The sequence below is a fragment of the Microbacterium sp. 70-16 genome (assembly GCF_001898315.1).
Taxonomy (GTDB): domain Bacteria; phylum Actinomycetota; class Actinomycetes; order Actinomycetales; family Microbacteriaceae; genus Microbacterium.
The window spans coordinates 1-24,974 of the sequence record NZ_MKTQ01000006.1; the positions used below are offsets into that span (position 1 = coordinate 1).

Annotated in this window: 22 protein-coding genes; 5 read left to right on the plus strand and 17 right to left on the minus strand. The window is 66.6% G+C overall.

All coding sequences use genetic code 11. The features are described 5' to 3' along the window. Positions 1-162 precede the first annotated feature (162 nt). The 10 genes from BGO46_RS00390 to BGO46_RS00435 form a co-directional block, all read right to left on the minus strand. A complete protein-coding gene (locus BGO46_RS00390; RefSeq protein WP_292678838.1) occupies positions 163-1,926 on the minus strand; it encodes a hypothetical protein in 1,764 nt (587 codons plus the stop codon). A gap of 3 nt (positions 1,927-1,929) precedes the next feature. Next, entirely contained in the window at positions 1,930-2,187 is a 258-nt protein-coding gene (locus tag BGO46_RS00395) for an acyl carrier protein (RefSeq protein ID WP_292678841.1), read from the minus strand. A gap of 24 nt (positions 2,188-2,211) precedes the next feature. Then, complete coding sequence (locus BGO46_RS00400; RefSeq protein WP_292678843.1) at positions 2,212-3,435, minus strand: pyridoxal-dependent decarboxylase, exosortase A system-associated; 1,224 nt, start codon at positions 3,433-3,435, stop codon at positions 2,212-2,214. Then, a complete protein-coding gene (locus BGO46_RS00405) occupies positions 3,432-4,973 on the minus strand; it encodes an acyl-CoA ligase (AMP-forming), exosortase A system-associated (protein ID WP_292678846.1) in 1,542 nt (513 codons plus the stop codon). Before BGO46_RS00405 ends, BGO46_RS00400 begins: the two co-directional genes overlap by 4 nt. 1 nt (position 4,974) lies before the next feature. Continuing rightward, entirely contained in the window at positions 4,975-6,234 is a 1,260-nt protein-coding gene (locus tag BGO46_RS00410; RefSeq protein WP_292678848.1) for a glycosyltransferase family 1 protein, read from the minus strand. Between the two features lie 75 nt (positions 6,235-6,309). Beyond that, positions 6,310-7,908, minus strand: a complete 1,599-nt coding sequence (locus BGO46_RS00415; protein WP_292678850.1) for a PIG-L family deacetylase — start codon at positions 7,906-7,908, stop codon at positions 6,310-6,312. An 82-nt stretch (positions 7,909-7,990) separates the two neighbouring features. Beyond that, positions 7,991-9,397 carry a glycosyltransferase gene (locus tag BGO46_RS00420; RefSeq protein WP_292678852.1) on the minus strand — a complete coding sequence of 469 codons (1,407 nt, stop codon included), beginning with the start codon at positions 9,395-9,397 and terminating at the stop codon, positions 7,991-7,993. 2 nt (positions 9,398-9,399) lie between these two features. Next, positions 9,400-10,815 (minus strand): lipopolysaccharide biosynthesis protein, encoded by a 1,416-nt coding sequence (locus BGO46_RS00425; RefSeq protein ID WP_292678854.1) that lies wholly within the window; start codon positions 10,813-10,815, stop codon positions 9,400-9,402. Then, on the minus strand, positions 10,815-11,414 hold the full coding sequence (locus BGO46_RS00430; protein WP_292678857.1) for a serine acetyltransferase: 600 nt from the start codon (positions 11,412-11,414) through the stop codon (positions 10,815-10,817). The genes BGO46_RS00425 and BGO46_RS00430 overlap by 1 nt, the downstream gene beginning before the upstream one ends. A gap of 98 nt (positions 11,415-11,512) precedes the next feature. Beyond that, positions 11,513-11,776 (minus strand): phosphopantetheine-binding protein, encoded by a 264-nt coding sequence (locus tag BGO46_RS00435; protein ID WP_292678859.1) that lies wholly within the window; start codon positions 11,774-11,776, stop codon positions 11,513-11,515. Between the two features lie 151 nt (positions 11,777-11,927). On the opposite strand from BGO46_RS00435, the gene asnB reads away from it, so the two are divergent. Both asnB and nadE read left to right on the plus strand, forming a co-directional pair. Next, entirely contained in the window at positions 11,928-13,859 is a 1,932-nt protein-coding gene (asnB, locus tag BGO46_RS00440) for an asparagine synthase (glutamine-hydrolyzing) (RefSeq protein WP_292678862.1), read from the plus strand. Next, positions 13,856-14,848 (plus strand): NAD(+) synthase, encoded by a 993-nt coding sequence (nadE, locus tag BGO46_RS00445; RefSeq protein ID WP_292678865.1) that lies wholly within the window; start codon positions 13,856-13,858, stop codon positions 14,846-14,848. Before asnB ends, nadE begins: the two co-directional genes overlap by 4 nt. On the opposite strand, the gene BGO46_RS14605 is transcribed toward nadE, so the two are convergent. From BGO46_RS14605 to BGO46_RS00455, 3 genes are read right to left on the minus strand one after another with little or no spacing between them, the layout of a single operon-like run. Next, entirely contained in the window at positions 14,832-15,203 is a 372-nt protein-coding gene (locus tag BGO46_RS14605; protein WP_292678867.1) for a 4'-phosphopantetheinyl transferase superfamily protein, read from the minus strand. The two genes, nadE and BGO46_RS14605, sit on opposite strands and share 17 nt — an antisense overlap. Beyond that, on the minus strand, positions 15,200-16,030 hold the full coding sequence (locus BGO46_RS00450) for a hypothetical protein (RefSeq protein WP_292678870.1): 831 nt from the start codon (positions 16,028-16,030) through the stop codon (positions 15,200-15,202). The genes BGO46_RS14605 and BGO46_RS00450 overlap by 4 nt, the downstream gene beginning before the upstream one ends. Before the next feature lie 15 nt (positions 16,031-16,045). Further along, positions 16,046-17,617 carry a class I adenylate-forming enzyme family protein gene (locus BGO46_RS00455; RefSeq protein WP_366246769.1) on the minus strand — a complete coding sequence of 524 codons (1,572 nt, stop codon included), beginning with the start codon at positions 17,615-17,617 and terminating at the stop codon, positions 16,046-16,048. Positions 17,618-17,811: 194 nt separating this feature from the next. Between BGO46_RS00455 and BGO46_RS00460 the strand changes: the two genes are divergently transcribed. Continuing rightward, entirely contained in the window at positions 17,812-18,441 is a 630-nt protein-coding gene (locus BGO46_RS00460) for an acyltransferase (RefSeq protein WP_292678875.1), read from the plus strand. Further along, complete coding sequence (locus BGO46_RS00465) at positions 18,438-18,674, plus strand: FAD-dependent oxidoreductase (protein ID WP_292678878.1); 237 nt, start codon at positions 18,438-18,440, stop codon at positions 18,672-18,674. The genes BGO46_RS00460 and BGO46_RS00465 overlap by 4 nt, the downstream gene beginning before the upstream one ends. A 197-nt stretch (positions 18,675-18,871) precedes the next feature. Here the strand turns inward: BGO46_RS00465 and BGO46_RS00470 are convergent, their stop codons facing one another. From BGO46_RS00470 to coaA, 4 genes are all read right to left on the minus strand, one after another. Continuing rightward, complete coding sequence (locus BGO46_RS00470; RefSeq protein ID WP_292678881.1) at positions 18,872-20,221, minus strand: PD-(D/E)XK nuclease family protein; 1,350 nt, start codon at positions 20,219-20,221, stop codon at positions 18,872-18,874. A gap of 4 nt (positions 20,222-20,225) precedes the next feature. Further along, positions 20,226-21,542, minus strand: coding sequence for a hypothetical protein (locus tag BGO46_RS00475; protein WP_292678883.1), 1,317 nt, complete (start codon positions 21,540-21,542; stop codon positions 20,226-20,228). A 4-nt stretch (positions 21,543-21,546) separates the two neighbouring features. Then, positions 21,547-22,305 (minus strand): hypothetical protein, encoded by a 759-nt coding sequence (locus tag BGO46_RS00480; protein ID WP_292678886.1) that lies wholly within the window; start codon positions 22,303-22,305, stop codon positions 21,547-21,549. Positions 22,306-22,627: 322 nt separating this feature from the next. Next, complete coding sequence (coaA, locus tag BGO46_RS00485) at positions 22,628-23,575, minus strand: type I pantothenate kinase (RefSeq protein WP_292678888.1); 948 nt, start codon at positions 23,573-23,575, stop codon at positions 22,628-22,630. Positions 23,576-23,841: 266 nt separating this feature from the next. On the opposite strand from coaA, the gene BGO46_RS00490 reads away from it, so the two are divergent. Continuing rightward, entirely contained in the window at positions 23,842-24,783 is a 942-nt protein-coding gene (locus BGO46_RS00490; protein ID WP_292678890.1) for a Ppx/GppA phosphatase family protein, read from the plus strand. Positions 24,784-24,974 lie beyond the last annotated feature (191 nt).

Below are 24,974 nucleotides of genomic sequence, written 5' to 3' on the forward strand. Positions count from 1 at the left end.
AAGTTGTTGGGTGCATCGGGAGATCTTCCTTAGAGAGGTCAGGCATCCCCAGGCCTGTGTTCGGACGTCGTCCTACGCGCCACGTTCATCGGGAACATGCGCCGGCCCGACCTACCGTTCTATTGAAACCCCTGACCACCTCAAAGGCCTAGCGGGATCCCGTTAGAGATCGTTCATGCGTCCGCCGACGGACCGGTGTGCTTGAGAACCAGCGGATGCCCTGACTGCCGCAACAAGATTGGTCACGTACCCCACTGAACTGGGACGCGGGTCGATCTTGCCGCTCAGCACAGCATCGAGCCAATCCGCACGCACGAAGTCGGCCGCCCCGGAAACGATTCGCGCGGGGTCTTCGCGCCAGGCTTCCACGACGAGCCGCGTGAGCTGCGCACCGCCCGCCGGCGGACGGTTTCCACGACGAGCCCGCTGAACCGCCTTGCACGCTCCCTTTCGCACCCTGCTCACGTTCTGACGCGCGATCGAGAGCAAGCCCGGTCGCGCATACGCAACGGGGGCGGGGCGCCCCTCCAAAGGAATGCGCGCGAGTTCCGGATCGAGCTCGATTTGGAGAAGCGATAAGAAGCGCGAAGCCGCCTTGTCCGCGGGAACGAGTCGCGCCGCAATCGAAAGGAACTCGGGGTGCAGCATCGGATTGACGACGATACGGCGATCAGCCACGGCCGCATCAGTGACACCAGCCCAGCGCTGCATGCGATGCCGGAGATACAGATGGTCCGTCGCGCGGTGCCACTCGTCCCCGCCCCCACGAAGCGACTCGTACACGTCATCCACTGCGACCGCGCGAGACCATCGCGCAAACTCCTCTTCCACGGCGCCGGGTTCGATGGAATCGTTCACGAACATCCGCCACGCGGCGAGCCGCTCGGCGTCGCCGCGGCCGTACGGCCGATCATGCACGCGCCCAAAATAGTAAAACCCCCGAGCGATCTCACCACCGAGCCCAGAGATACGGGTGCCTTGCCCGAACGCTCCTTCGGCGATGTCGAGCGCGGCCAATGCCACTGGGTCCGACGTGGCATCCAGGCGCATCGCGGACGTCAGGCACCTCTCCCACGCCTCCGCGGGCGCGAGCGCGTCAGCGCCCGCCAGAGGGTGCACCTCGTGCACGAGTCCGTCACGAGCGGCGAGACGGCTGGCAACTTCCACGTCACGCTCTCCGGCGCACCCGAGGGTCATCGCATGCAGACCGCGTCGGCGAGCGGGGGGCACAGCACTGAGCAGCAGTCGTGAGTCCTGTCCCCCAGTGAGTTGAAGCACGGCGTCGGGGTGCTCGTCCAAGAGGGACTCGAGCGAGCGGCGCAGGAGGGCCGCGGCCCGCGGCACTGCTTCCTCCAACGAGAAGCTCGGTTGGTGCCCGACCGGATGCTGCTCGACGTCAACTCCATCCGCGGTGACCCGCGCGACAGCGCAGGGTTCGAGTTTGCGGACGCCGAGATGTAGTGTGCGTTGGCCCAATTGCCACCCCAGCAACGATTGGACAGCCACCGCTGCCTCGTCGAGGGGCGCTGCGAGGGCACGCGCCGCAGACAGCGCAGAAGTCGATACGATCGCGTCGGAGGGAGCCGTCCCGCGAGCAACATATACCGGCCGGAAACCCATCGCATCGGCCGCGACAGCGACCGACGCCGACTCGCACGCCGCAGCAGCGAACGGCGGTAGCAGTTGCTCCGCAGCACGCGGGTCGGCGGCGATTCGCTGCGCCAGTTCGACACCGTCGACCGCACCGGTATCGCTACGCCGCACCCGCGAGAGCGGTAGCACCGTGGGGGTTCCCGGCAACGGGTCGAGCCCCCACCATTGCACGGAAACGCCCGCATGCGACAGTTCACCAGTGACCGGCCCCTCGACCGTCGTGCGTCCCCCGCTGCGAGCCGCGAAGCCAGCGAGCCGATCCCCTGAATCCATGCGTCAGCCCGCGAGCTTGCCGTCGACGAACGCCGTGAGCGTTCCGACGGTCTCGAACAGCTCGGCGCCGAACTCGTCGTCGTCGATCGTGATGTCGAAGCGGTCCTCGAGTGCGCCGACAAGAGCGACGACGCCGAACGAGTCGAGCTCGGGCAGCGCTCCGAACAGGGCGGTGTCAGGCTGCAGCTCGTCGGGCGCCTGTGCGAGCTCGAGTGCATCGATGAGCACTTCGCGAACAGCGGTGAGTGATTCGGTGGCCATGTGGGTCTCCTTGTGAGTGGTTTTTCAGACGAGCACTTCGGCGGGGGCCGGATGCCCGAGGAAGGCGGTGGGGCTGGCGGTGAGTCCGTAGGCACCCTGTTGGAAGATCACGACGAGGTCGTCGATCTCGGCAGGCGGCAGGGCGATGTCGTCGCCGAGCAGATCGAGAGGCGTGCAGAGGCATCCGACGACGGTCACGGCATCCTCGCCCGCCTCTGCCGCACGGTTGCCGACGACGACGGGATAGTTGCGCCTGATCGCCTGGCCGAAGTTGCCCGAGGCTGCCAGCTGGTGATGCATGCCGCCGTCGACGACGAGGAAGGTCTTGCCACGCGAGACCTTGCGATCGACGACACGCGTGACATAGACGCCCGACTCGCCGATCAGAAAGCGCCCGAGTTCGATGACGGGACTCGCCTGCGGGAAGCGCTGTGCGATCGGACCGTCGACGAGCGCGCCGAGGTTTTCCGCCACGGCGGCGAGATCGAGGGGCTGATCCTTCTCGGTGTAGGGGATGCCGAAACCGCCGCCCAGGTTCAGGTACCGCAGCGGCGAGCGCAGATGTTCGGCCAGGCTGGTGACCAGATCGACGGTGCGCCCCTGCGCCTCCGCGATGATCTCGGCGTTGAGGTTCTGCGACCCCGCGAACACGTGGAAGCCGAGCACGTCCACCGCCGCGCCGAACTCGGTGAGCACGCCGGGCACCTGCTCTGCGTCGATGCCGAACTGCTGCGGGCCTCCGCCCATGCGCATGCCCGAGCCCTTCACGGCGAAGTCGGGGTTGACGCGCACGGCGACGTGCGGGTGCAGGCCGAGCGCGTCACCGGCATCCGCGACTCGGCGCAGCTCGGTCGGCGACTCGACTTCGACGATGATGCCCGCCGCGACCGCCTGCCGGATCTCGGCAGGGGTCTTGCCCGGCCCGGCGAAGCTGACCCGATCAGGGCGGATCCGCGTGTCGAGGGCGTGCTGCATCTCACCGGCCGAGGCGACATCGATGCGATCGACGCGGTTCGCGAGGTGCTGCACGACCGCCGGCATCGGGTTCGCCTTCATCGCGTAGCTGAGCTCGACGCGTGCGGGCAGCAAGCTGCGCAGCAGGTCGACGCGGGCATCGATAAGACCGCGGTCGTACGCGAAGAACGGCGTGGAGCCGATGCGCGCGGCGAGCCGGCTCAGCGGCTGGCCGGCGAGCCGGAGCTCTCCGTCGATCGTACCGAAGGTGGCGACGTGTTCGTGGGGCTTCATGCGGTCACCTCTGCTGCGATGCGCGGTCGGTCAAACTTTCCGTTGGGTGAGCGGGGTAGGTCGTCGCGGATCTCCACCTGGGACGGAAGCATATAGGCGGGCAGTGTTGGTCGCAGCGCGGCAACGAGCTCACGCTCGTCCAGTGCCGCCGTCGCAGGGCTGACGACAAGCACGATGCGCTGGCCCAGTGCGTCGTCAGCGACGCCGATGGCCACCACATCGCGGACGAGCCCGGTGCCGTAGACGGCCTCTTCGATCTCAGTGGGGCTCACGCGGTAGCCCGACGTCTTGATCATGTCGTCGGCGCGGCCGACGAATGAGAGGAAGCCCTCGTCGTCGGCGACGACGGTGTCACCCGACCAGACGGCCAGCTCTGGCGCGCGCCAGTCCTGCCCGACGTGCGCGAAAGGACGGAACCGCTCGGCGGTGCGCACCGGGTCATTCCAGTACCCCAACGCGACCAGCGCCCCACGATGCACGAGTTCGCCGGGTTCGCCGGGCTCGCAGCGCGTGCCGTCGGGCCGCAGCACGAGAACCTCGGCGTTCGGGATCGCCTTGCCGATGGAACCGGGACGGCGATCGACCTCGGCCGGGTCGAGATAGGTCGAGCGGAACGCCTCGGTCAGCCCGTACATGAGATAGGGGGCGGCCTGCGTGAAGGTCGCGCGCAACCGGTCGAGCGTCGTCTTAGGCATCCGGCCGCCGGTGTTTGCCCAGTACCGCAACCGGGCCGCGGTCTCTTCGGGCCAGTCGACGGATGCCAGCTGCAGCCACAACGGCGGGACGCAGGTGAGCCCCGTGACGCCGTGTGCCGTGCACAGCTTGACGACGTCGCGCGGCAGCAGGTAGTTGACCAGGACGCAGTGCGCACCGACCGCGAAGGCGGTCGTGAGCTGGCTCAGACCGGCGTCGAAGCTCAGCGGCAGCACGCTCAGGATCACGTCGTCGCTCGTGTTGTGCAGGTACGTGCTGACGCTCTCGGCGCCCACGATGAGGTTCCGGTGGCTGAGCACGACCCCCTTGGGCTTGCCCGTGCTGCCGGAGGTGTAGAGGATCGCGGCCGGGTCGATATCGATGGTCGAGCCGATGCTGTCGGCCGTGCCCGGGGTCGCGTTCCACAGGTGGATGCCGTAGTCGCCGCCGGCCTCCGGGAGCGTCTCGCCCACGACGATGATCTGCTCGACGGCGCTGCCTGCCAGAGCAGCCGTCAGTTGACCGAGCCGTTCAGCGGAGGTCACGAGGATCCGCGCGCCGCTGTCGGTGAGGATATGACCGACCTGCGCAGGCTTGAGCACGTGGTTGATGGGCACGAACACTCCCCCAGCGGCCGACGTGCCGAAAATCGCGGAAACCGTCTCCAGGCGCTTCTCGAGGTAGATCGCGACGCGGTCGCCCTGCTGCAACCCGAGCGCGCGCAACTGTCGCCCGGCGCTCTCGGCAGCCTGCCATGCTTCGGTGTAGGTCTGCGTCACGCCCCGGAAGGTCAGCGCGGGAGCCACGGGGTGCGACTGCGCACACTTGCGCAGGAGGTGATGCACGCTAGTGCGCATCTGCAATGCCTGCATTATCGTCCGCCAGGACGCGTTTGCTCATTCCGTAGGCTTCCTCCTCAATGATGCGGAGTACGTCCGCCTGTGCGCGCGCCCACCCGAACTGCCGCACTGACCGTCCCGCATCAATGGCGGCCTCGTACCGATTGGGCCGGGCACACACGTCAGCGAGTGCTCGCGCAATACCCTGAGGAGTCGGCGTCGCCCATGCGACATGCTCGTTCACAAGATCTGCTCGAGAACCGCTGGAGTCATTCACGACAGGGATTGTGCCTGCCGCCAACATCTCTTCAGCGACGAGGGAGATGTTTGTGAAAGACATCGCGATGCCGGCGACACAGCGGTTGTATAACGCATTGAGTTCCTCCGGGCAGAGCCGCCCATGCTGGTGCACGGGAAACCGCAAACCGTCGATGCGCTCACCGTAAACGTGGATGTCAACGTCGGGTCGTACGCGATGAAACTCCTGCAGGGCAAGCCGTGCGAGCCAGAAGCCACGTCGGGGGACGCCCGGGCGCGCGTATAGAACCACCCCCGTGCGCTGATGTCCAGGCAGGACACGGTACACACTGGTGTCACAGCCGAACTCCGTGACGTCGGCATCAACCCCGGTCTCGTGCCTCAGGCACTCGGCGACCATCTTTCCAAGCGCGACGTTGCGGAATCCGAACCGGTACGAGTCCTCAGCGAGAACGTATGCGGAGCCTCGAGGGTAGAAGTATGGCTCGAAGTCCTGGATGAAGTAGAGCCGACGCATGGCATCAGTGCCCCGGGTAGCAAGAACGTGAGCAGTCTCCCACGACGACGCGATTGCCACGTCGACGTCGGCGATACCGGCAACGGCATCGCTCACGCTCACCCGCAAGTGCGGCCACCATGACCGGATGACGCGTTCGTGCCGCTGAATATCGCCGCCGTACCGGTCGTAGAGAAAAAGGTGACAGCGATGTCCCGCTTGTTCGACGGCCTCTACTACTCGGAAGAGGGTGGTGTGCCCACCTGATCCTGCCGCTGGTGGCGTCACGACCCAACCCACTGTCAGCGGTTGACCTGCAGGAACCCGCGCTGCGGGGACCGACAGGCTCAGCGCACTCGAATCGGCGATGTCCGCACCGAGCAGCGGCTCGTTCAGCGTCTCTGCACCCGTCCGTGCATACAAGGTGCGAGCGGCTCGCTTGACGAGACCGGATGCGCCGTCCTGGCGCAGGATCCGAATGCTCTTTGCCAGCCCCTCCCGTGCTCCGTTCACGCCTCTCCTCCCCTTGAGCCGCGGCGCCACACGCGTAAGCCGCGTGGGACATCAACCAGATCGATGCCAGCCCGATCAACCATCTTCTGCGGTGGCGTCCGATCCACCGGGTGAAGGCGTCGTCTCGCTTTCCTCCGCGGGGATTGAGACGGCCTCATCCGTGACTGAGCCCCCCGGAGTCGCATGCGCGGACGAAGCATCCGTGTCTGACTGCGTCGTTGTCGGCTCACCCGTCGACGTCGAAGGCGCCACGTCTTCAGTCTGAATCACGCTGGTGTTCGTTGAGGCCGCTGTCTGGTCACCGACCGCGACAGGATCGACCACTACAGGATCTTCGACCACCGCGGCCGGATCCCCGTGATACGCCTCAATCTCCGCCAGACCCACATTCTGCGTCCCCGACGACACCGACGACACCGTGAACAACACCGACGACACCGACCTCGCCGCGAACGTGACCACCGTCGCCGAACCATCATTGTTCAACGACGGCACCGTCACCGTCGACCCATCCGAGAACTTCAGCACACCACCCGTGACCTGATCAGTCCCATTCGGGCGGTCATACAAATACACCCGATCCAACGTCTGCACCGACGACCACGACAACGACAACCACGCCCCCGCACGCTCACCGTTCGACGACCACTCCGCACCACCATTAGCAGGCCACCCCGCCACCACCGCATCAATAGCCGCCGTCCCCGACTGCCCCGCAGCCGCCGACGACACCGCCACCAACGCATTCCGCGCCACATTCGGCCCACCATACGCAGCCGGACCCGCCACAGAATTCCCGTCGACTAGCAACGGCGCCGAGTACTGTCGTTGCGTCCACTGTGCTTCACTGCCACCCGGGCAGACTTCTGCAGACGAGCAGAGCAATGGGTCATACTCCGCATAGCTAAGCAGTGCCGCCGTCTTTGCGCTCAGGTCGTCTCCTGAGACGTTGGCGGCCTCCGTCTGCGCGTTGTACCCCCGGTACGCCAACACCATCCCGGCATAGCCCTGCAGGGCAGCTGCCGCGAATCGCCCCGCCATCCGGTGATCGGAGTGGTCATACCCTGCCGTCTCGAAATCCTGCACGTGGACCTCGCGAGGATCGGACCAGGAGATGATCGAGCCGAGCGTCGCGATGAGGCTCTCGCGCGTGTACTGCGCAGACCCGTCAACGGCGACGAGGGATGAGATCGACTGGTTCCACAGTTTCAACAGCGATGCCTCGCCGCTGCTGGCCCAACCGTCTCCACCGATCCCACCATCCGGCAACCGCAGATAGACACCTGTGATGCGGCCGTCTCCGGGACTGGTCGCCACAGGGACCGCTTTGCCTGCGAACGTCACCGTCGATGTCGACCATGCCGCGGCAGCCGACAGCCCGAGCATCGTGTTGTACGCCGCGTGCGACCCTGTCTCGCGGGCGCGCCAGTAAGCGGGAGCTCGGCCGGCATCGCCGGCGGTCATGAACACCGTGACGACGCATGCCCCGCTCTTGACGTCGTCGACGAGGTCCGGGCTCATGAAGAACAGGTCATCATCCTGATGGGCGACGATATTCACCACTGTCTCGGGACAGTCCGCCGCCTGAGCAGCCGTCGGACTCCCGAGTGCGGCCAAGGCGAGAACAAAAATCGCCAACGCGGCCAGCAGAGATCGCTTGATTTTCTGCAACACGACACATTCCCCAAAATGCGCTTCGCAATGCACACTGCACTATGCGCGGTAAGGGCCCCTCCCCATTCGGGGCCTCCGCTGATTATTGCAGATCAGGACCTTCACCGGAAGTCGGCAGCGCACGTGAACGGCACGCGACTTCGCGCAGCACCTCCGCGTGTGCGCGCACCATCGCAGCCTCGTGGAAGCTGCTCGGAATGCGCGCGGCACGCGGGCCGTCGGGCTCACGCGCGACTTCGACAAGCGCCTCCGCGAAGTCCTCACGATTGGACTGATGCCGCCGTCGTCGCTGGCGGGCGATGTCCCTCTGGGAGTGCGAGCGATTCGCCCGCGGTACGACCACCGCGCGGACACACGCCTCCGCGGCCAATCGCCGAGCGAACCCGACATCGGACATGACAATCGGTAGCCCCGCCGCTACCGCTTCAATCGCGGACAGTGGCCCGCCTTCGGAGAACGAGTCGAGTGCAAAGACATCCCCCGCCGCGAGAATCACTGCAGGATCCGAATCGCCCAGGAGGTGTACCCGATCGCCGGACGGGTGGCTTTCGCGGAGCACGGCTGCTCGGCGCACCTCAAGCCAACTGTCCGTCCCTCCCGCGATGACAAGCCTCAGCCGTGGGTTCTGTTCAGACGCAAGCAGGAAGGAGTCAACTAGGCCCGCAGCGTTCTTCTGATCACTGAAGCGTTGCAGACTGACGACGAGGATGTCCCGGTCTTCGATGTCACAGCCGATGGCCGTTGCCACGCGCGCCCGCGCGGTGGCGCGATTGGGTGGCTCAACCGCCGTAGCAGCGACGCCGTTCACGACCACGCGAATGTCAGCCTTCCCTAGCCGCTCCGTGAAGAACGCGCGAACCGAGTCGCTCACGGCCACACTCACACCGGACGCGCGCGTGAGTTGCCCGAGCGCCTGCCACGTGGACGCGTCCAAGTACGTCTCCATCGCGTGAAACACACACGTGGCTCGCTCCGGGTTTCGCGCAACGCCGCGCAAGTGCGCCAGATTCGGGCGGTGCAGCTGGATGACATCCGGAGCGATAGAACTCACCAGCTGTTGCAGTCCTTGATCGTCGACGACGGTAACCCGCACACCTTCGTCAGCAAGCGCGTTCGCGACGCGGCCCGCCAAACTGCACGCGACCTCAACCTGGATGCCATGATTCGGAAGTCCACGCGCGAGCGACGCCACGACATTCTCGACGCCTCCCGAGTCGAGCGCGCCAGCGACGATCAGGCAACGGACGTCGGGGTTCTCGACCCTCGGAGTCGGCAACCGCATCACCTCAGGCGCAGGGGAATCGCGCCGAATGGATGGGAGACCACCGGCGACCGCCAGCATTCCGAGCGCCCGCTGCCAATGTCCGAACCGGATGCGTGGCGGCATCGCATCGGTGACGACCGTCAGACCGTAGAGCGCGAGCCGCGCTCCCCAAGCCTTCGCCCGCCGCCGCCGTCGCGCATGTCGGTCAGAGAGCGCTTCGAGCATGCTCAGCTCCCCCCTGGACTATGACGCAGCCTGCGCCGTAGCCACGGCCAGATGGCGGCAGCGTAGACGAGCACCCCGACAAGTCCACCCAGAAGCAGCGCTGTGGCAGCACCACCGCCAACGAAAGTCGCCCCCCATGCCGCAATGACCGCCGGCACGGTGGCCAGCGTGGGGGGCAAGTGAGCGTAAAGGAAGCGCTTGATTGGGACGCCGCTCCGCGACAGCACACCAAGGTACGCCGGAAGAATCAAGCCGACGCCGGTGACCACGTGAACTGCCGCGGCGCCTAGGATCCCCCAGACGGGCACCACCGCAACCATGCCGATCACCATCGACACCAGCCATCCGAGCTGGATCCACAAGACAGGACGCGAGCGTCCGCGAGCGTATAAGTAGCCCGTTGCCACGTCGAAGATCACCCGGACAGCCCCGTAGACACCTAGCACGGCGAGCGCAGGGGCGGCCGGCAACCAATTCTCCCCGTAGAGCACGCTGATAATCGGAGCGCTTAGCACAGCGATCATTCCACTCGCCGGTAGCGCAAGAGCCCAGCCCAGCGAACTCACTCGCTCGACCCCGACTGCGGGGTCGTCGACGCGAGAAAAGTAGGGCAATGAGATCGAGCGAACAACCTGAGACAGCGCCGTCATCGGCCAACTGGAAACGTTGAACGCGAGCACGTAGTACCCCAGCGCCGTTGCGCCGGCGAGCCGGGCAAGCACAACGTTGTCGACATTGAGCAGAGCCCACGCAAGGAGGTTGGCGCACGCAATCGGCAAGCTGTACGCAAGGATCGGGCGTATCTGATCGCGAGCAATGCCGTATCGCGGTCGCATTCGGGCGAAGACGAACTGCAGCGTGGAGGCGACCATCTGCGCGGCAACGCGGCCGAGTGCCAGCCCCATGACACCGAAGCCAAGCGCGACAAGCGTCAATGTGACGGCCGTGTAAACGATGAAGTCAACAACCCCAACCCAGAAGAGCTCCCGTTGTTGGAATCTGCGGAGCATGTACGCGTAGGGGACAACACTGACCCCCGCGAGGAAGAGCGTTACGGCGAGCGTCGCGATAGCTGGCGCGGCTTCGGCAGCACCCATCGTGGATGCCAGCCAGCCGCTCGATGCGATCGTCACGAGAGCTGTCAGCGAGCCGCTCAGCAATCCAAGCGATGCGATGGTCGGCGCGATCCGGTCGGGGTCTTCGGCCCGGACCAGATCCGAAGACAGTCCCAGATCGGCGACAGTCATCAGAATCGACTGCACCGTGAGCGCGACAGCGAAGACGCCGAACTGCTCCGGGGTCAGGAGCCGCGCGAGGACGATGCCGACCATCAAGCTACCGAGGCGCAGCACTATGGTGCTCACTCCGCTCCAGGCTGCGCCGCTCGTTGCCTGCTTGCGTAGAGAGACATCCGTCATCAGGTCGTCACCCCCGTCATCGCCGAGTTGTCGTATTCCATCATGAGCACGCGCGCCGGCACCCCTCCGACGAGCGCGCGCGCAGGTGCGTCACGCAAGAGGACACTTCCCGCAGACACGGTCGCGCGGTCCCCCACCGAGATCGGGCCGGACAGCACGGCGTTGGGCCCGATCCACACTCCGGCGCCGATGTGCGGGACTCCCTGGTTCCCGCCCGCTACGCGCTGTCCGATCGTCACATTCTGGTGGAGCACCACATCGTCACCGATCTGTGCAGGCCCGATGATGACACCGGTGCGATGCATGAGGAGCATTCCAGGACCGATCATTGCTCTGGTGCTGATGTCACAGTGATGCATGTGCGTGATCCATCGGTTCCAGATGCGATGCAGGATCGTCAAGGGGATCCAGACCAGTTCGCCGCGGCGGCGGCATCCCCGCGCGTATCGTCCGAACCGGTATGCCGCGACGCAGTGAAGCTCTGAGTTTCCGAGCGCGAACAGCACGCGGCGCCACACGCCGACGCCGCTCGGCAGAAATGTCGCGCTCATCCTCGAGAAGTCGCGGCGCAGATCCGAAATTGCGTCTTCAGCAGGCATCCCGCCCCCTCCGCCATGATCGTTTCGCCGAGCACGGTCGACCACATCGCACCCCGCAGCCCCTCGGTGCCCAGCACCAGCTATCGGTCTCTAGAAGGTCACGCAGTCTTGCGCGAGACGAACGCAACGACACGTTCGATCGTGTCAAGGTTCTCGGGCACCGTCTCCGAATCATCGACAGCGATACCGAACTCCTCCTCAAGGAATTCGATCAGCTCCAGCACCCCCGTCGAATCGATCACCCCCGACTCGATCAGCGAGTCGCGCGGTGCGGGCATGCGTGTGCTGTCACCGAGAATCAGACTCTCGAAGATGAATGCCTCGATGCGCTCTGTGAGCACGTCGCTCGTCACAGTGTTCACTGGTACTCCCCAAGTCCCAATTGATATCCGGTCTCCCCAAAAACGCCCGGACTGCCCTATTGTGAGCCCATACAGGCGGTTCGTCAATCGGGGGAAGACGAATGGGTCATGGGGAAATGACGCGCGCTCACGCTGAAGCAGTGGCGCACTGATGTGCGGAATCTGCGGCGTGCGCGATGTGAAGACGCCGCCGAATGTCGACGACGTGCGGCCGATGGTCGGCGTGCTGTCGCACCGCGGGCCGGACAGCTCAGGCTTCCACGTCAGCGGCGACGTCACGCTCGGGCACGCGCGCCTGTCGATCGTCGATGTCGCCGGTGGCGCCCAGCCGCTGGCTAACGAGGACGACACCGTTTGGGTGACCTTCAACGGCGAGATCTACAACTACGTTGAGCTGACGGCCGAGCTCTCCGCACGCGGACACCGCTTTCGCACGCGCAGCGACACCGAGGTGATCGTGCACGCGTGGGAGGAGTGGGGCCTCAGCTGCTTCGCCCGATTCAACGGACAGTGGGCGATCGCGATCCACGACCAGCGCAGCCGCGAGCTCATCCTGTCGCGCGATCCGTTCGGAATACATCCTTTGTTCCACGCCACAGTGGGCAGTCGATTGCGGTTCGCCTCCGAGGTGAAAGCGCTGTTCGCCGACTCGGCGGTACCGCGCGAGTTCGATCCCGCGGGGTTCGCCGAGCTGCTGACCTTCTGGGCGCCCGTCGCGCCGCGGACGGTGTTCCGCGGCGTGCAGCAGGTGGAACCGGGCACGTGCCTCGTGTATCGCCACGGCGCGACCACTCCCGAGCGCCACCGGTTCTGGTACGACGAGTTCGCCACAGCCGCCTCCGAGCAGCACGTGACGATCGACGAGAGCGCTGCGGCGTTGCGTGCCTCGCTCATCGACGCCACCCGTCTGCGCTTCACCCGATCTGATGTGCCCGTTGCGGCATATCTCTCGGGTGGCATCGATTCAACCGTCACGGCAGGGATCATCCGCCACCACACGGGCGCGGACCTGCGCACCTATTCGCTGCGTTTTGCCGACTCCGAGTTCGACGAAGGCGACTACCAGCGCACCGTGAGCGACGCCCTCGGCACCGACCACCGCGACATCACGGTGACCGGCGCAGACATCGCCGGGGTGTTTCCCGAAGTCATCCGTCACACGGAGACACCGATCTTGCGCAGCGGGCCGGCACCGATGTACCTGCTCTCGAAGCTGGTGCGTGGATCGGGCCGGAAAGTCGTGGTCACAGGCGAAGGCTCCGACGAGATGCTCGCCGGCTACGACATCTTCCGTGAGGCCGCGGTGCGGCGGTACGCCGCGAGGCATCCCGGTTCACCGTGGGCTGATCGCGCCGTCGACGCACTGTACCCATGGATGCAGCGGGCACCCCAACAGGCGCCCGTGTTCGCCCGTAGCTTCTTCATGCGCAATCTCGACGCCGACGACCCGGCGATCTCGCATCGGCCCCGATGGGACACCGCTCGGGCTCTGACGGGAATGCTGCAGCCCGCGTTCTCCGGCGCCGGCGACCCCGCAGCAGATCTGGTCGGCAGGATGCCCGCGGGCAGCCGACAGTGGCATCCGCTCGCTCGCGCGCAATGGCTGGAGTGGACGACACTGCTGCCCGGATACGTCCTGTCGTCGCAGGGCGACCGCATGCTGATGGCGAACTCTGTCGAAGGACGATTCCCGTTCCTCGACCCCAACGTTGCGCGCGTCGCCGCGCGCATGCCCGCGCGGCACAAGCTTCGCGGTCTGGATGAGAAGCACGTGCTCAAGCGCGCGTTCGCCGACATCGTCCCGCAAGAAGTGCTCGAGCGCCCCAAGCAGCCGTACCGGGCTCCCGATGCGAGCAGTTTCTTCGGCCCCGATGCGCCTGGCTGGGTATCAGATGCCCTCGCTCCTGACTCCGTGCAGGCAGCGGGAGTGTTTCAGCCCGAGATCGTGCAACGTCTGGCCGCAAAGTGCGCGCGGACCGGTGGGCGAGGTATTGGCAACTCCGACAACATGCGCGTTCTGGCCGTGCTGTCGACGCAGCTTCTCTACAACGACGTGATCAGGGGACACGGGGGAACTTCATGAACGAACAATACGGAACGCACACACTCGCCATCGACGCGGCTGCCGAGGTCGAGCGCATCAGCGCCGCCTTCCGTGGCGTGCTCGAGCACGACCGCCGCAAGGGCGTCGTCGTCGGGGTCTCGGGTGGCATCGACTCGAGCGTCACCGCGGCGCTCGCGGTACGCGCCCTCGGCCCTGCGAGGGTGTTCGCGCTGCACATGCCCGAGCAGGAATCTTCCGACGAGACCCTGCCGTTGAGCACGTCGCTCACCGACTGGCTGGGCGTGGACTCGACGGTCGAAGACATCTCGCCGATGCTCGAGGCGTTCGGCTGCTATCGGCGCCGCGACAAGGCGATCCGCAGCGTCATCCCGGAATTCGGCGCCGGCTGGCGGTCGAAGATCGTGCTGCCGAGCGTGGTCGATTCGGATGCCTATCGCATCTACTCTGTTGTCGCGCAGGCCCCAGACGGAACGCAGATCACCAAGCGGCTGTCGATGGCGGCCTACCTGGAGATCGTCGCCGCCTCGAACTTCAAGCAGCGCACGCGCAAGACACTCGAGTACTTCCACGCCGACCGCCTCAACTACATCGTGGCCGGCACCCCGAACCGTCTCGAGTACGACCAGGGCTTCTTCGTCAAACTCGGTGACGGGGCCGCTGACATCAAGCCCATCGCGCATCTTTATAAGACGCAGGTGTACGCGCTCGCCGAGTACCTCGGCGTGCCGGAGAACATCCGCAGTCGCCCGTCCACCACCGACACGTACTCGCTGCCGCAGTCGCAGGAGGAGTTCTACTTCTCGCTCCCCTACGGCCGCATGGACCTCTGCCTGTACGGTCTGAACAACGACGTTCCGATCGATCATGTCGCCGCGGCGACCGGGCTGACGGTCGAGCAGGTGCAGCGCGTCTACCGTGACATCGTGCAGAAGCGGCGCACGACCGCGTACCTGCACGCGGCTCCCGTGCTCATCGAGAAGGTGCCGGAGGTCACCCCTGAGCTGTGACGAGCGCCGTGGCGACGGCCACTCTGCGCTGCCGAGCGACGGACACGTGCACGGTGACGTCCCCCGCCATCGCGGCAGCGGTCCCGCCCAGCGATGCCGAACCGGACCCAGCATGGTAGACGATCGAGCGCCACGGTAGCGGGGCCGCCCATTCGCTCGGGCCAAGAGCCTTCCACACTGCTTCTTTGACAGCGAAATGCTCCGCCAACGCTGCACCGGGATCTCTCGCACCCCGACATCTCTCGATCTCGACGTGAGCGAACCACTTGCGAGCGAAGTCCTCTCCGCGCCGCGCGTAGAGCGCACGGAACCGATCGACGTCGGCAACGTCGATACCGATACCGCGGATGGTCATGTCCCGCTTCGCGCAGCATCGATGGTGCGCACCAGCTCTGCCGCCGCCGCGCGCGCACCGTCCGCGTTGAGGTGTCCGGGATCGGCGGCGAAAGAGTCGTCGAGGACGTAGTAGTCCGCGCCGTTGTGTGTGCGAGCGGATGCCGATTGGTCCATGCCCGACTCGACGGCGGCGATGTCGAACAACAACCCGGTATCCGCGAACTGCTCGCGCAGCGCTGCATTGAACTGTTGCCGCGCGACGTTGTCTTCCGGCCCCATACCCGCGTCACGACCGAGCCACGACTTCACGGTTGCCTTCAGATCCCGGGCCGTTGCCAGCGGTACCGTCGCGTACAGGAATGTCGTTTCCGGATGACGCGCCTGCAGCCCCGCGATCGTATCCGTATAGGCAGCAAGCACCGCCGCAACATCAGTGTGCGCATCGATATCGACGTAACAGAGCTTCAAGAGGGCGAAATCTACCGCCTCGGCCATGCCCGAGTCCATCAGCTCGACAAACGCGTCCAGCTTGCTCTGCGGGGCACCGTTGACCCCTATATACGCATGCGCTACGGTGCCCGGCGCGACGCTGCCGGCATCCGTCGACTCGATAATCCGGATGCCGGCAGCGTCGACACCGTCGAGCGCCGCGAGCCCCTCGAGAACGTTCGCACCGACGGACTGGTGACCGAAGAACACGGTCGTCGTCGCGAAGGACTGCAGCTCGGCTGTGGTCGGTTCAACGACGGCAAGCGGGTCAGGGCGCACTGTTCTCTCCCAGACGACAACAACGATGGCGATCGACGCGACGACGATCGCCGCGGCAACAAGTCGACGCATGGTCACGATACGCACGTTCGATCACCCCACGGTTCCGGTTCGCATGAGCAGGTCACGTACGTCACGTTTGACGACCTTGCCGTTCGCGTTGAGCGGCAGCTGATCAGCAAATCGAACCCTGGCGGGAACCGCATACTTGGGCAGCAGCTCGCGGCAACGCGCGATGACCTGCTCGGCGGTGACGTCAGAGCCGCGACGCGCGACCGCGAGCAGTTCGACGCGCTCACCGGCTGCCTCGTCGGGCAGGCCGACAGCCGCGACCGCAACAAGGTCGGGCAGCTCCATGGCGGCTGCCTCAACCTCTTGACTGGCGACGCGATATCCCCACGACTTGATGAAGTCCTCGGCACGGTCGACGACGTAAATGAAGCCCTCGTCGTCGATGGTGGCGAGATCGCCGGTATGCAGCTCACCGTCGGGCATCTTCGCAGCCGATCCTTCGGGGTCAGCGAGATACCCGGGAGAGATGTTCTCGCCGCGCGCCCAGATCTCACCGATCTCTCCGGGTGCGACGCGCTGGCCCTCCTCATCTATGACACGTAGCCGCACACCGGGGATGCCGCGCCCAATCGACCCGGGTTTGGACAGGAGGAGGGCGGGGTCGAGTGCGGACAGTCGCGCGGTCGCCTCCGTCTGGCCATACATCACGAAGACATCTGCGTTGTGATCCGCGGCAAGCAGCTCTCGCAGCAAGGCCGGCGGAAGTCGACCGCCCGCCTGCTGGATGATTCGAAGATGCGGTAGTCGCCGGCGGGTGAATGAGCTGTTGCGCAGAAGCCCATGGAAGATCGACGGCACCGCGGCGAACACGGTGCACTTCTCCGACTCGAGCAGATTCACGGTCGTCTCGGGGTAGGCGGTGGTCGTCTGCTCGACGAGCGTGGCGCCGACCCGCAGATGAGTGTGCAGAACGGAGGCGCCGAACACATACGTGTACGGCAGAACGACCAGCGCCCGGTCGGAGTGGCTCACGTGCAGGTATCCGAGGATCGACTCGGTGTTCGCGATGATGTTGCGGTGCGTGAGGCGCACCGCCCGCGGCGTGCCGGTGGTTCCGGAGGTGAAGAGGTACGCGGCGTCGTCATCGAGGTCGATGCGGGGCCGTGGGCGGTCCACCCACGGCACGCGTGCACTGTCGCGCGTCGTCTCGGTGAAGATGTCAACGTCTGCGCTCGCGGCGGGCCCGACCGACTCGATCGCCCTGCCTCCGAGGAACATGCCGGCGGCGCCCACCCAGCGCACGCGTGCGAGCGCCTCATCGACCGGCAACGTTGTCGGCAGCGGCACGGCGACGTGCCCAGCGTGCATGATCGCGAGGTACGCGGCCGCCCAGAACGCACCGTTCGGCGCCATGATGGCAACGGGCGTTCGGGGCTCCCATTCAGCCGCGATCAGCGCACGAGAAAGCGTTGCGACGTCATCGCGCAGCTGCGCATACGTTCGTTGCGCGGTGCCCGCTGATAACGCAGTGGCGCCGTCTGCGCCGTGCTGCAGCAGGTATTCCGCAACACCTTGTCGGTCGTCGGCCGGTGCGGCGCCAGACGCACCGCGCGCTGCAGCTTTTCCGCGCATGAATCCCCAAGGCTTCCCCATTGTGCTCCCCAACGACCTGCGTCCCCGGCGGGTCTCGGGCGTCCGTCCGCAACCGCTCCCCAGCGGCCGTGCGCTTCCCCGCAACACAGCGACGGATTCCCTGCGGCAATATTGTCACAGCGGGCCGCCTGGCACCATACTCTGCGAGAGTGACGAGTGCGCTCGCCCGGCACCGAACTGGGGAGAAGGATGCCATGATCAGCGACACTGCTGTCGTCCAACCGTCGGCCGACATCGACGAGGGGGTGACTCTCGGTGATCGCACTCGCGTGTGGCATTTGGCGCAGGTACGCACCGGCGCAGTCCTGGGCGCCGACTGCAACATCGGCCGCGGCGCCTACATCGGCCCGGGAGTGACGCTCGGCGACGCCTGCAAAGTGCAGAACTACGCGCTCGTGTATGAACCGGCCGTCGTCGGCGACGGCGTGTTCATCGGGCCAGCGGTCGTGTTCACAAACGACGAGTTCCCCCGCGCGGCGAACCCCGACGGGTCACTCAAGGGTGCCGACGACTGGCACGCCGTGGGGGTGACGGTCGAGCGCGGCGCGTCGATCGGCGCGCGTGCCGTGTGCATCGCGCCGGTGACCATCGGAGAGTGGGCGCTGGTCGCCGCAGGCGCTGTTGTCACGAAAGACGTGCCCGCGCACGCTCTCGTCGCCGGCGTGCCCGCCAAGCGCATCGGCTGGGTCGGGCGCACCGGGCGGCCGCTGACGGCAGATGCCGACGGTAACTCGGACGGCCATGCCACCGAGTGGGTCTGCCCCGACACGGGCGAGCGCTACGTCGTCGACGGCGAGCGCCTGCGCTTGCGCTCTCCCGCATGAACGCGTCGTGCGGCGTCGTCGGCACGGGCATCGTCGGCGCGACTGTCGCTCGTGAGCTGTTGCGGCGCTACCCTGATGCCTCAGTGACGCTGCTCGAGAAGGAGTCTGCGCCGGCGGCGCACCAGACCGGTCACAACACCGGCACCGCCGCGCCACCGCAACAACTCAGGAGAACCACCCCCGAACCCGCCAAGACCGGGCTCAAACCAGTCGTCACCACACAGAACTCCTGAGTTATTGCGGCGGGCGCCGCCGCCGGACCCCGGTCCCGGCACCGCCCCACGCCCCCCCGGCCGCCCCCTCACGACGACCGCCGCCACACCCCACCGCACCGCCCTACGCCCACCGGCCGCCCCACGGCGGTCGCCGCCACACCCCGCGGCACCGCCCCACGGCCCCCAGCCGCCCCCGCCCCCGCCCCCGGGGCGCGCTACCCCACTCTGACGATCGCCGCTCCGCAAGCGCAGACCTCGTCGGCGCCCAAACCAGCGACGATGGCGTCGTGGAGGTCACGCTCGTGCCACTCGGCAAGCGGCCGCTTCGTGATCTTGCGCCCGATGATCGCGCACTGCTTGTTCGTGCCAGGGTCGATGTGTGCCACCCACCACGGGAAGCTGTCGGGATCCGGGCCGGAGATGCGGAACGGTCGCGCGTCGCCGACGTTGAAGGTCAAGCCTCGCCCCCCGCGGTTAAGTTGAACAGAGCGCAGGTAACCGTCAGCGCTGTGCTCGGTGAGCACCGGGACCGACCCGCGGTCGCGAGGAACTTCGGCGCCGGTGAGCAGAGTGAAGTACCGGGCAAAGAAGTCCCTGACGCCCGGCTTGATGCTCTGATCCTGCGTGCGCGCCTGCGGTGCGTGATCGAGCACATAGGACAGCAGGCGGGTGAGGTCGCTCGCCGAGAACGACGGTCCGAAAGCCGCCGCGAGCTTCGTCCAGAGCAGGTCGAAGATCTGCTCTGAGGGCAGCGCGTCGACGCTCACGCCCCTCGTCCCCAGGTAGGCGCCGAGACGCTCGATCTTGCTACCCGCTCGCTTCTGCTCGTCGGGTTCGATCTCCGATGCGACCGAGACCAGCAGATCCGCAAAGCGGTTATGGGTCGGTTGCGGCTGGTCGTGGTCGTCGAAGTACAGGGCAGCGACCTTCGCATCGCTCGGGCCCTGCGCGCGACGCGCGATGTCGGCGATGAAGTCCTGGATGAGGGTGGAGACGGCCGCGGAGACCTCCTGGCGGTCAAGGATCTCGCGCAGCAGATCGGCGAACTCCGCGTAAGTGAGCTCGCCCCAGCCTTCGTCGTCGGCCTGCTCGTCGAGCTCGGTGAGGAAGACGAAATACTGCCGCCACCCCCGACGCTCAGCCTCCACGTGCGCACGGTAACGGGCGAGCTGCTCGTCGTGCGCGCTCGAACTCAGCTTGCTCTCGACCGTGATGACGATCTTGTTCGCGTGATCGAGGAGCGAGACATCGATTCTGCCCTTGAGGAGGGGTCCGGCTCCGGTCGTCATGCCGGGCACCGGCGTCTCGACGTGGGAGCGTACGCGGCGCGTGCCCACCTCGACGTCGGTGTCTCCTGCATTGGCGATCAGCGCATTGGCGACGGCCGCGCCGAGCCCGTGGTTCTCGGTCGGGTCAAGCAGCCAGCGCACGACGCGGTTGTAGCGGTTCTCGTAGCTTCCCTCGCCATAGTGGACGATGCTCCAGAAACTCGCCGGCGGCAGGGCCCGGCCCCGTACGTCGGAATCTTGGAGGAGCACGATGAGTTCATCGGCGAGGGCATTCACACGTTCACGAGGCATGAGCGGGTCCTTTCGAGGATGCCTCGGCATCCAAGGTCTCGGGCGGGATTATCTGTTCGGGCTGCGCGCGCTCTGGCTGCGCAGCGGCGGCGACGACAGCGCGCAGGACGAGTAGCCACTTGATCTGGCCGGCGGCAGAGCCGAGCCAGAAGCTGGCGTCAGTGCCGTTGAGACGACCCACACGGAGTGCCTCCTTACCCGCCTCCATCGCGCTCTTGGACAGCGCGGACTCCTTCTTCCCGCCGCCGTCGAGGACGTTGATCTCGGCGGGGTAATGCCCCTGTTCTCCCTGCTGAGCATTCCCCAGGATGCGGACGGTCCGCCCTGCCGTGCCCAGGTGGAACACCATCGAGTTACCCCTGCCGATGTTGTGCTCGACAGACCTCGCTCCGGGAAGGACCACCGGGTCCACGGGCTGCGCCTCGGTCTTGGCGAGTTCGAAGGCATCCTCGGCAGATGGAATGCAGACGGCGTCGATGGTGTGGCGCACAAGCTCCTCAATCGCGGCTGTGACGCGGCCGGATGCGCCGGCGACCTGCGCCGATTCGCGGTGGGTGTATCTGACGGCCTCGCGGTCGTTCTTGGCCTGCGCGGTGAGCCTTTCGGCGCTGATACGACCGTCGTCGCTGCGGGTCCATCCCATGCCGTGTAGCCGGTACGAGAACGCTCCGAGTGTCTCGTGCGGCAGCGGTACGCCGTTCTCCGACTCCGGCAGGTGCGGGCGAAGCGTGAAGGTCTCGAGGAGGGGACTCCACTCGGAAGCCTGCTGGTTCAACCGCACGGTCATCCCGTCGGATGTGTCGACGGCGACAGGCAGTTTCCAGCCCTCCTGTGCCTCCTTGCCGCGCGTCATCAGGAACGGCACGAACCACGTGCCGGGCGGCACCGTCTCTTCCAGGTCGCGCAGCGGTTGTGCCGCGCCCGACCGAACGACCTCGATGTACACCTGCTCGGCGACGGAACCCGATGTGTTCGAGATCACGACCCCACGGTGTCGGCGGTCGGCTGTGTCCGCGATCCACGCAACCACCTCTGCAGCGCGTTCCTCCGCACGCTCCTTCCGGGGCTGCCAGACGGCGAGATATGCCGTCGTCACCAGTGCCGCCGTGCTCAGGATGGGGCCCAAGACGCCGCCGAATGTGTCGCCGATCGGCCCGGTCAACGATGCCCAGTGCGGCTGGGCATCCACCCCGCTCGCGGCGCGGAGTACGAGCACGAGCGACAACACGAAGATGCCGGCCAGGATGACGCCGATGACCAGCACCCACCACCAGGAACGAAGCCAGGTGCGAGTGGGAACACCCATGCGTCTACCTCGCCGCGTCGCACTTGAGAAACGCGAGCGACTGCGCACGCTGCGGCGCAAACGAGTCGGAGGGTGCGGCCGGATCGCCGTACGGCTGCGGGGCATCCTGCGCGGCGGCCGCTTCCCATGACGCGACGACGCGTTCTCGAAGAGCCTGGTCGGCATTCGGGTGGAAGAAAACGTGCTCATGCACGCTGTTCTCCTCGAAGCGTTGGAAGAGGATGCCCAGCATGGACACGGAGGTCTGATCATCGGCAAGCGCGGTCAACGCGGCGGGCCAGTCGGCCTCGAACGCGATCAGGGAGGCATCGCTGCGTTCGCGCATCTGCACGAACTCGTCCCAGAGTGTGAGAACCTCGTCGAGGCGTTGCGCCTCCATGAGAACCGCGTCGAGGAACCCCGCATCGCTGAGTGTCCACAGAGGGATCACGGCCCGATAGGTGAGGCGTGCCAGGCCCGGGGCTTCGGTCACGTCCAGGTGGAAGCGACCGATCAGCCAGTCATGCTCCGCCTCGGCGCTCACGATCGACGCTGCCGCCTCGCTCTGGTGTCCATCCACCACGAGCTGCGACCACCACAACAGCGCGTCCCGCCCGCCGTCGTCCGGGGTGGAGACGACATTCAGAGCGCCGCGGTCGAGCTCCAGTGAGAAGCCGTGCGCACCCTCGTCACTCGAAAGGTGATAGACGGGCCACGGCTGTCGACCTTCGCCGTGGGCGACGTGCAGCAGATAGCCGAAGGACTCAAGGTCGAGATCAGTCACGATTCACTTTCATTCTGAAGAGCACGCAAAACGGGCCGCACTCGGGAGGCCCGGTTAGGAGCTTCACTGAACTTCAGCGCGTTCGGCGCAGATCAATGCGATCCCGGACGATCCCGGACGCTCATCGCGCCACGGGCCCCGCAACAACTCAGGAGAACCACCCCCGAAACCGCCGAAACAGAGCTCGCACGGCTCGAGAGCGCGCAGGACTCCTGAGTTGTTGCGGTCGCACCCGCTCCACCCCGCGGCGGCGCCGCCGGGGCCCCCGGGCCGCCGCGTCCGCCGCGGCCGGCCTGGCGGACCAGCGGAACGCCGCGGCGGGCTACAGCTTGCGCAACCGCACCGATTCGACGGCGTGGTCGGCGGCCTTGCGCAAGACGAGCGTCGCGCGGTGCTGAGTGGGCGCGACGTTCTCGCGCAGGTTGGGCAGGTTGATGTCGTTCCAGTAGCCGAGGGCGGTGGTCACCGCCTCGTCGTCGGACAGTTCGGCGAAGACCTTGAAGAACGAGTTCGGGTTGCTGAACGCTCCCTGCCGCAGCGCGAGGAACCGGTCGACGTACCACTTCGCGATCTCGGACTCATCGGCATCCACATAGATCGAGAAGTCGAACAGGTCGCTGACGGCGACGTCATTGGGCGTCGGCGGCGGCGACAGCACATTGAGGCCCTCGACGATGACGACGTCGGGCCGGCGCACGGTGACGTGGGCGTCCGGCATGATGTCGTACCGCACGTGTGAGTAGAACGGCGCCCGCACTTCGGCGGCGCCTGACTTCACGTCGGTGAGGAACCGCACGAGCGCGCGCCGGTCGTAGGACTCGGGAAAACCCTTGCGGTGCATGATGCCGCGGCGCTCGAGCTCTTCATTTGAGTAGAGGAAGCCGTCCGTGGTGACGAGCTCGACGCGCGGAGTCCCCGGCCAGCGACTCATCAGCTCGCGCAGCAGGCGCGCGATGGTCGACTTGCCGACGGCGACCGACCCTGCGACGCCGACGACGAACGGCGTCGTCGTGTCGGGTTCGCGCAGAAACGCCGCCGTCTCGGCGCCGAGCCGCTTCGTGTTCTCGGCATAGGTCGACAACAGCCGACTGAGCGGCAGATAGACCTCGCGCACTTCGGTGAGGTTGAGCCGGTCACCGATGCCGCGCAACTGGATGACCTCGGTCTCGGTGAGCGGGTTCGGGATGCCTGCGGCCAGCGCCGCCCACTCCGCGCGACCGACCTCGCGGTACAGCGAGGAGACTTCGGTGCTCACGTCATCGATGGACATTGCGCCTACTTTATCGGCAGGCGGCGGTGCGGCGGTGCGGCGGGCGCAGGTTGGCGGCGGCGCGGGTTACCGCCAGGCGGCGGTGCGGCGGTGCGGCGGTGCGGCGGTGCGGCGGCGCAGGTTACCACCAGGCGGCGGCGCGGGCGCGGGCGCGTGTTACCGGCCGGCGCCAGGCGCATGACTCAGGCAGAATCGCGTCACGGCGGCGATTCGGCGCCGCAGGGCGGTGATCTGCCTGAGTTATGCGCCACCAGTACGCTGTTCGCATGCGTTTGGGAGTTCTCGACATCGGCTCGAACACCGTCCACCTGTTGATCGCCGATGTCATCCCCGGCGGCAGGCCGCTCGCAACCACGAGCAAACGCACAGTGCTGCGCCTCATGCGCTACCTCGAACCGGACGGCTCGATCAGCGAAGAGGGCGTCGCGGCGCTCGTCGCCGCGGTCGCCGAGGCGCGCGAGATCGCCGCCGTCGAGAACGTCGCCGAATTGCTCGCGACCGCGACGAGCGCCGTCCGCGACGCGCGCAACGGCAAGGCCGTCATCGCGCGCATCGAAGAGGCCCTCGGCCAGGAGCTGCAGGTGCTCGGCGGCGAGACCGAGGCCCGCTACACGTTCCTCGCGGTGCGCCGCTGGTTCGGCTGGTCGGCGGGTCAGATCCTGCTGTTCGACATCGGCGGCGGGTCGCTGGAACTGGCATCCGGAGCCGACGAGCTGCCCGAAGCAGCCGCGTCGGTGCCGCTCGGCGCGGGCCGGATGACGGTGCAGTTCCTGCCGAACGACCCGCCGGGCATGGATGCCGTGGAGCAGTTGCGCGCGCACGCCGAAAAGGTAATCGCGCCGGCGGCGACGGCCCTGGGGTCGATGCCGAAGCCCGATCACATCGTGGGCTCGTCGAAGGCGATCCGCTCGCTCGCGAAGCTCGCCGGCTCACCCATGCCGTCGTGGCCGGGCAACGAACGGCTGCTCCTGCCGCGCGACGCGCTCGGCTCGTGGATTCCGCGCCTGGCCAAGCTGCCGGCATCCGCCCGGCAAGAGCTGCCCGGCATCACGGCGGATCGCACGTTCCAGATCGTCGCGGGAGCGGTCGTGCTGCACACGGCGATGAAGATGCTCAAGGCGGATGCCCTGGAAGTCAGCCCCTGGGCGCTGCGCGAGGGCGTGCTGCTGCGCTACATCGAGTCGATGAGCTGGACCGGCCCCGCCTGACCCCGACCGCGCCCCGAGCTTGCCCTCCCCCACGCGAGTTTGCCCTCCCCCACGCGAGCTTGCCCTCCCCCACCCGAGTGTGATGTCTCAGGACATGGGTGACGGTTCTGCCTCAGGACATCGGTGACACTTCATGTCTCAGGACATGGGTGACAGTTCTCTTCCTCTGGAGCCTCGGGACTTGCCGTTGC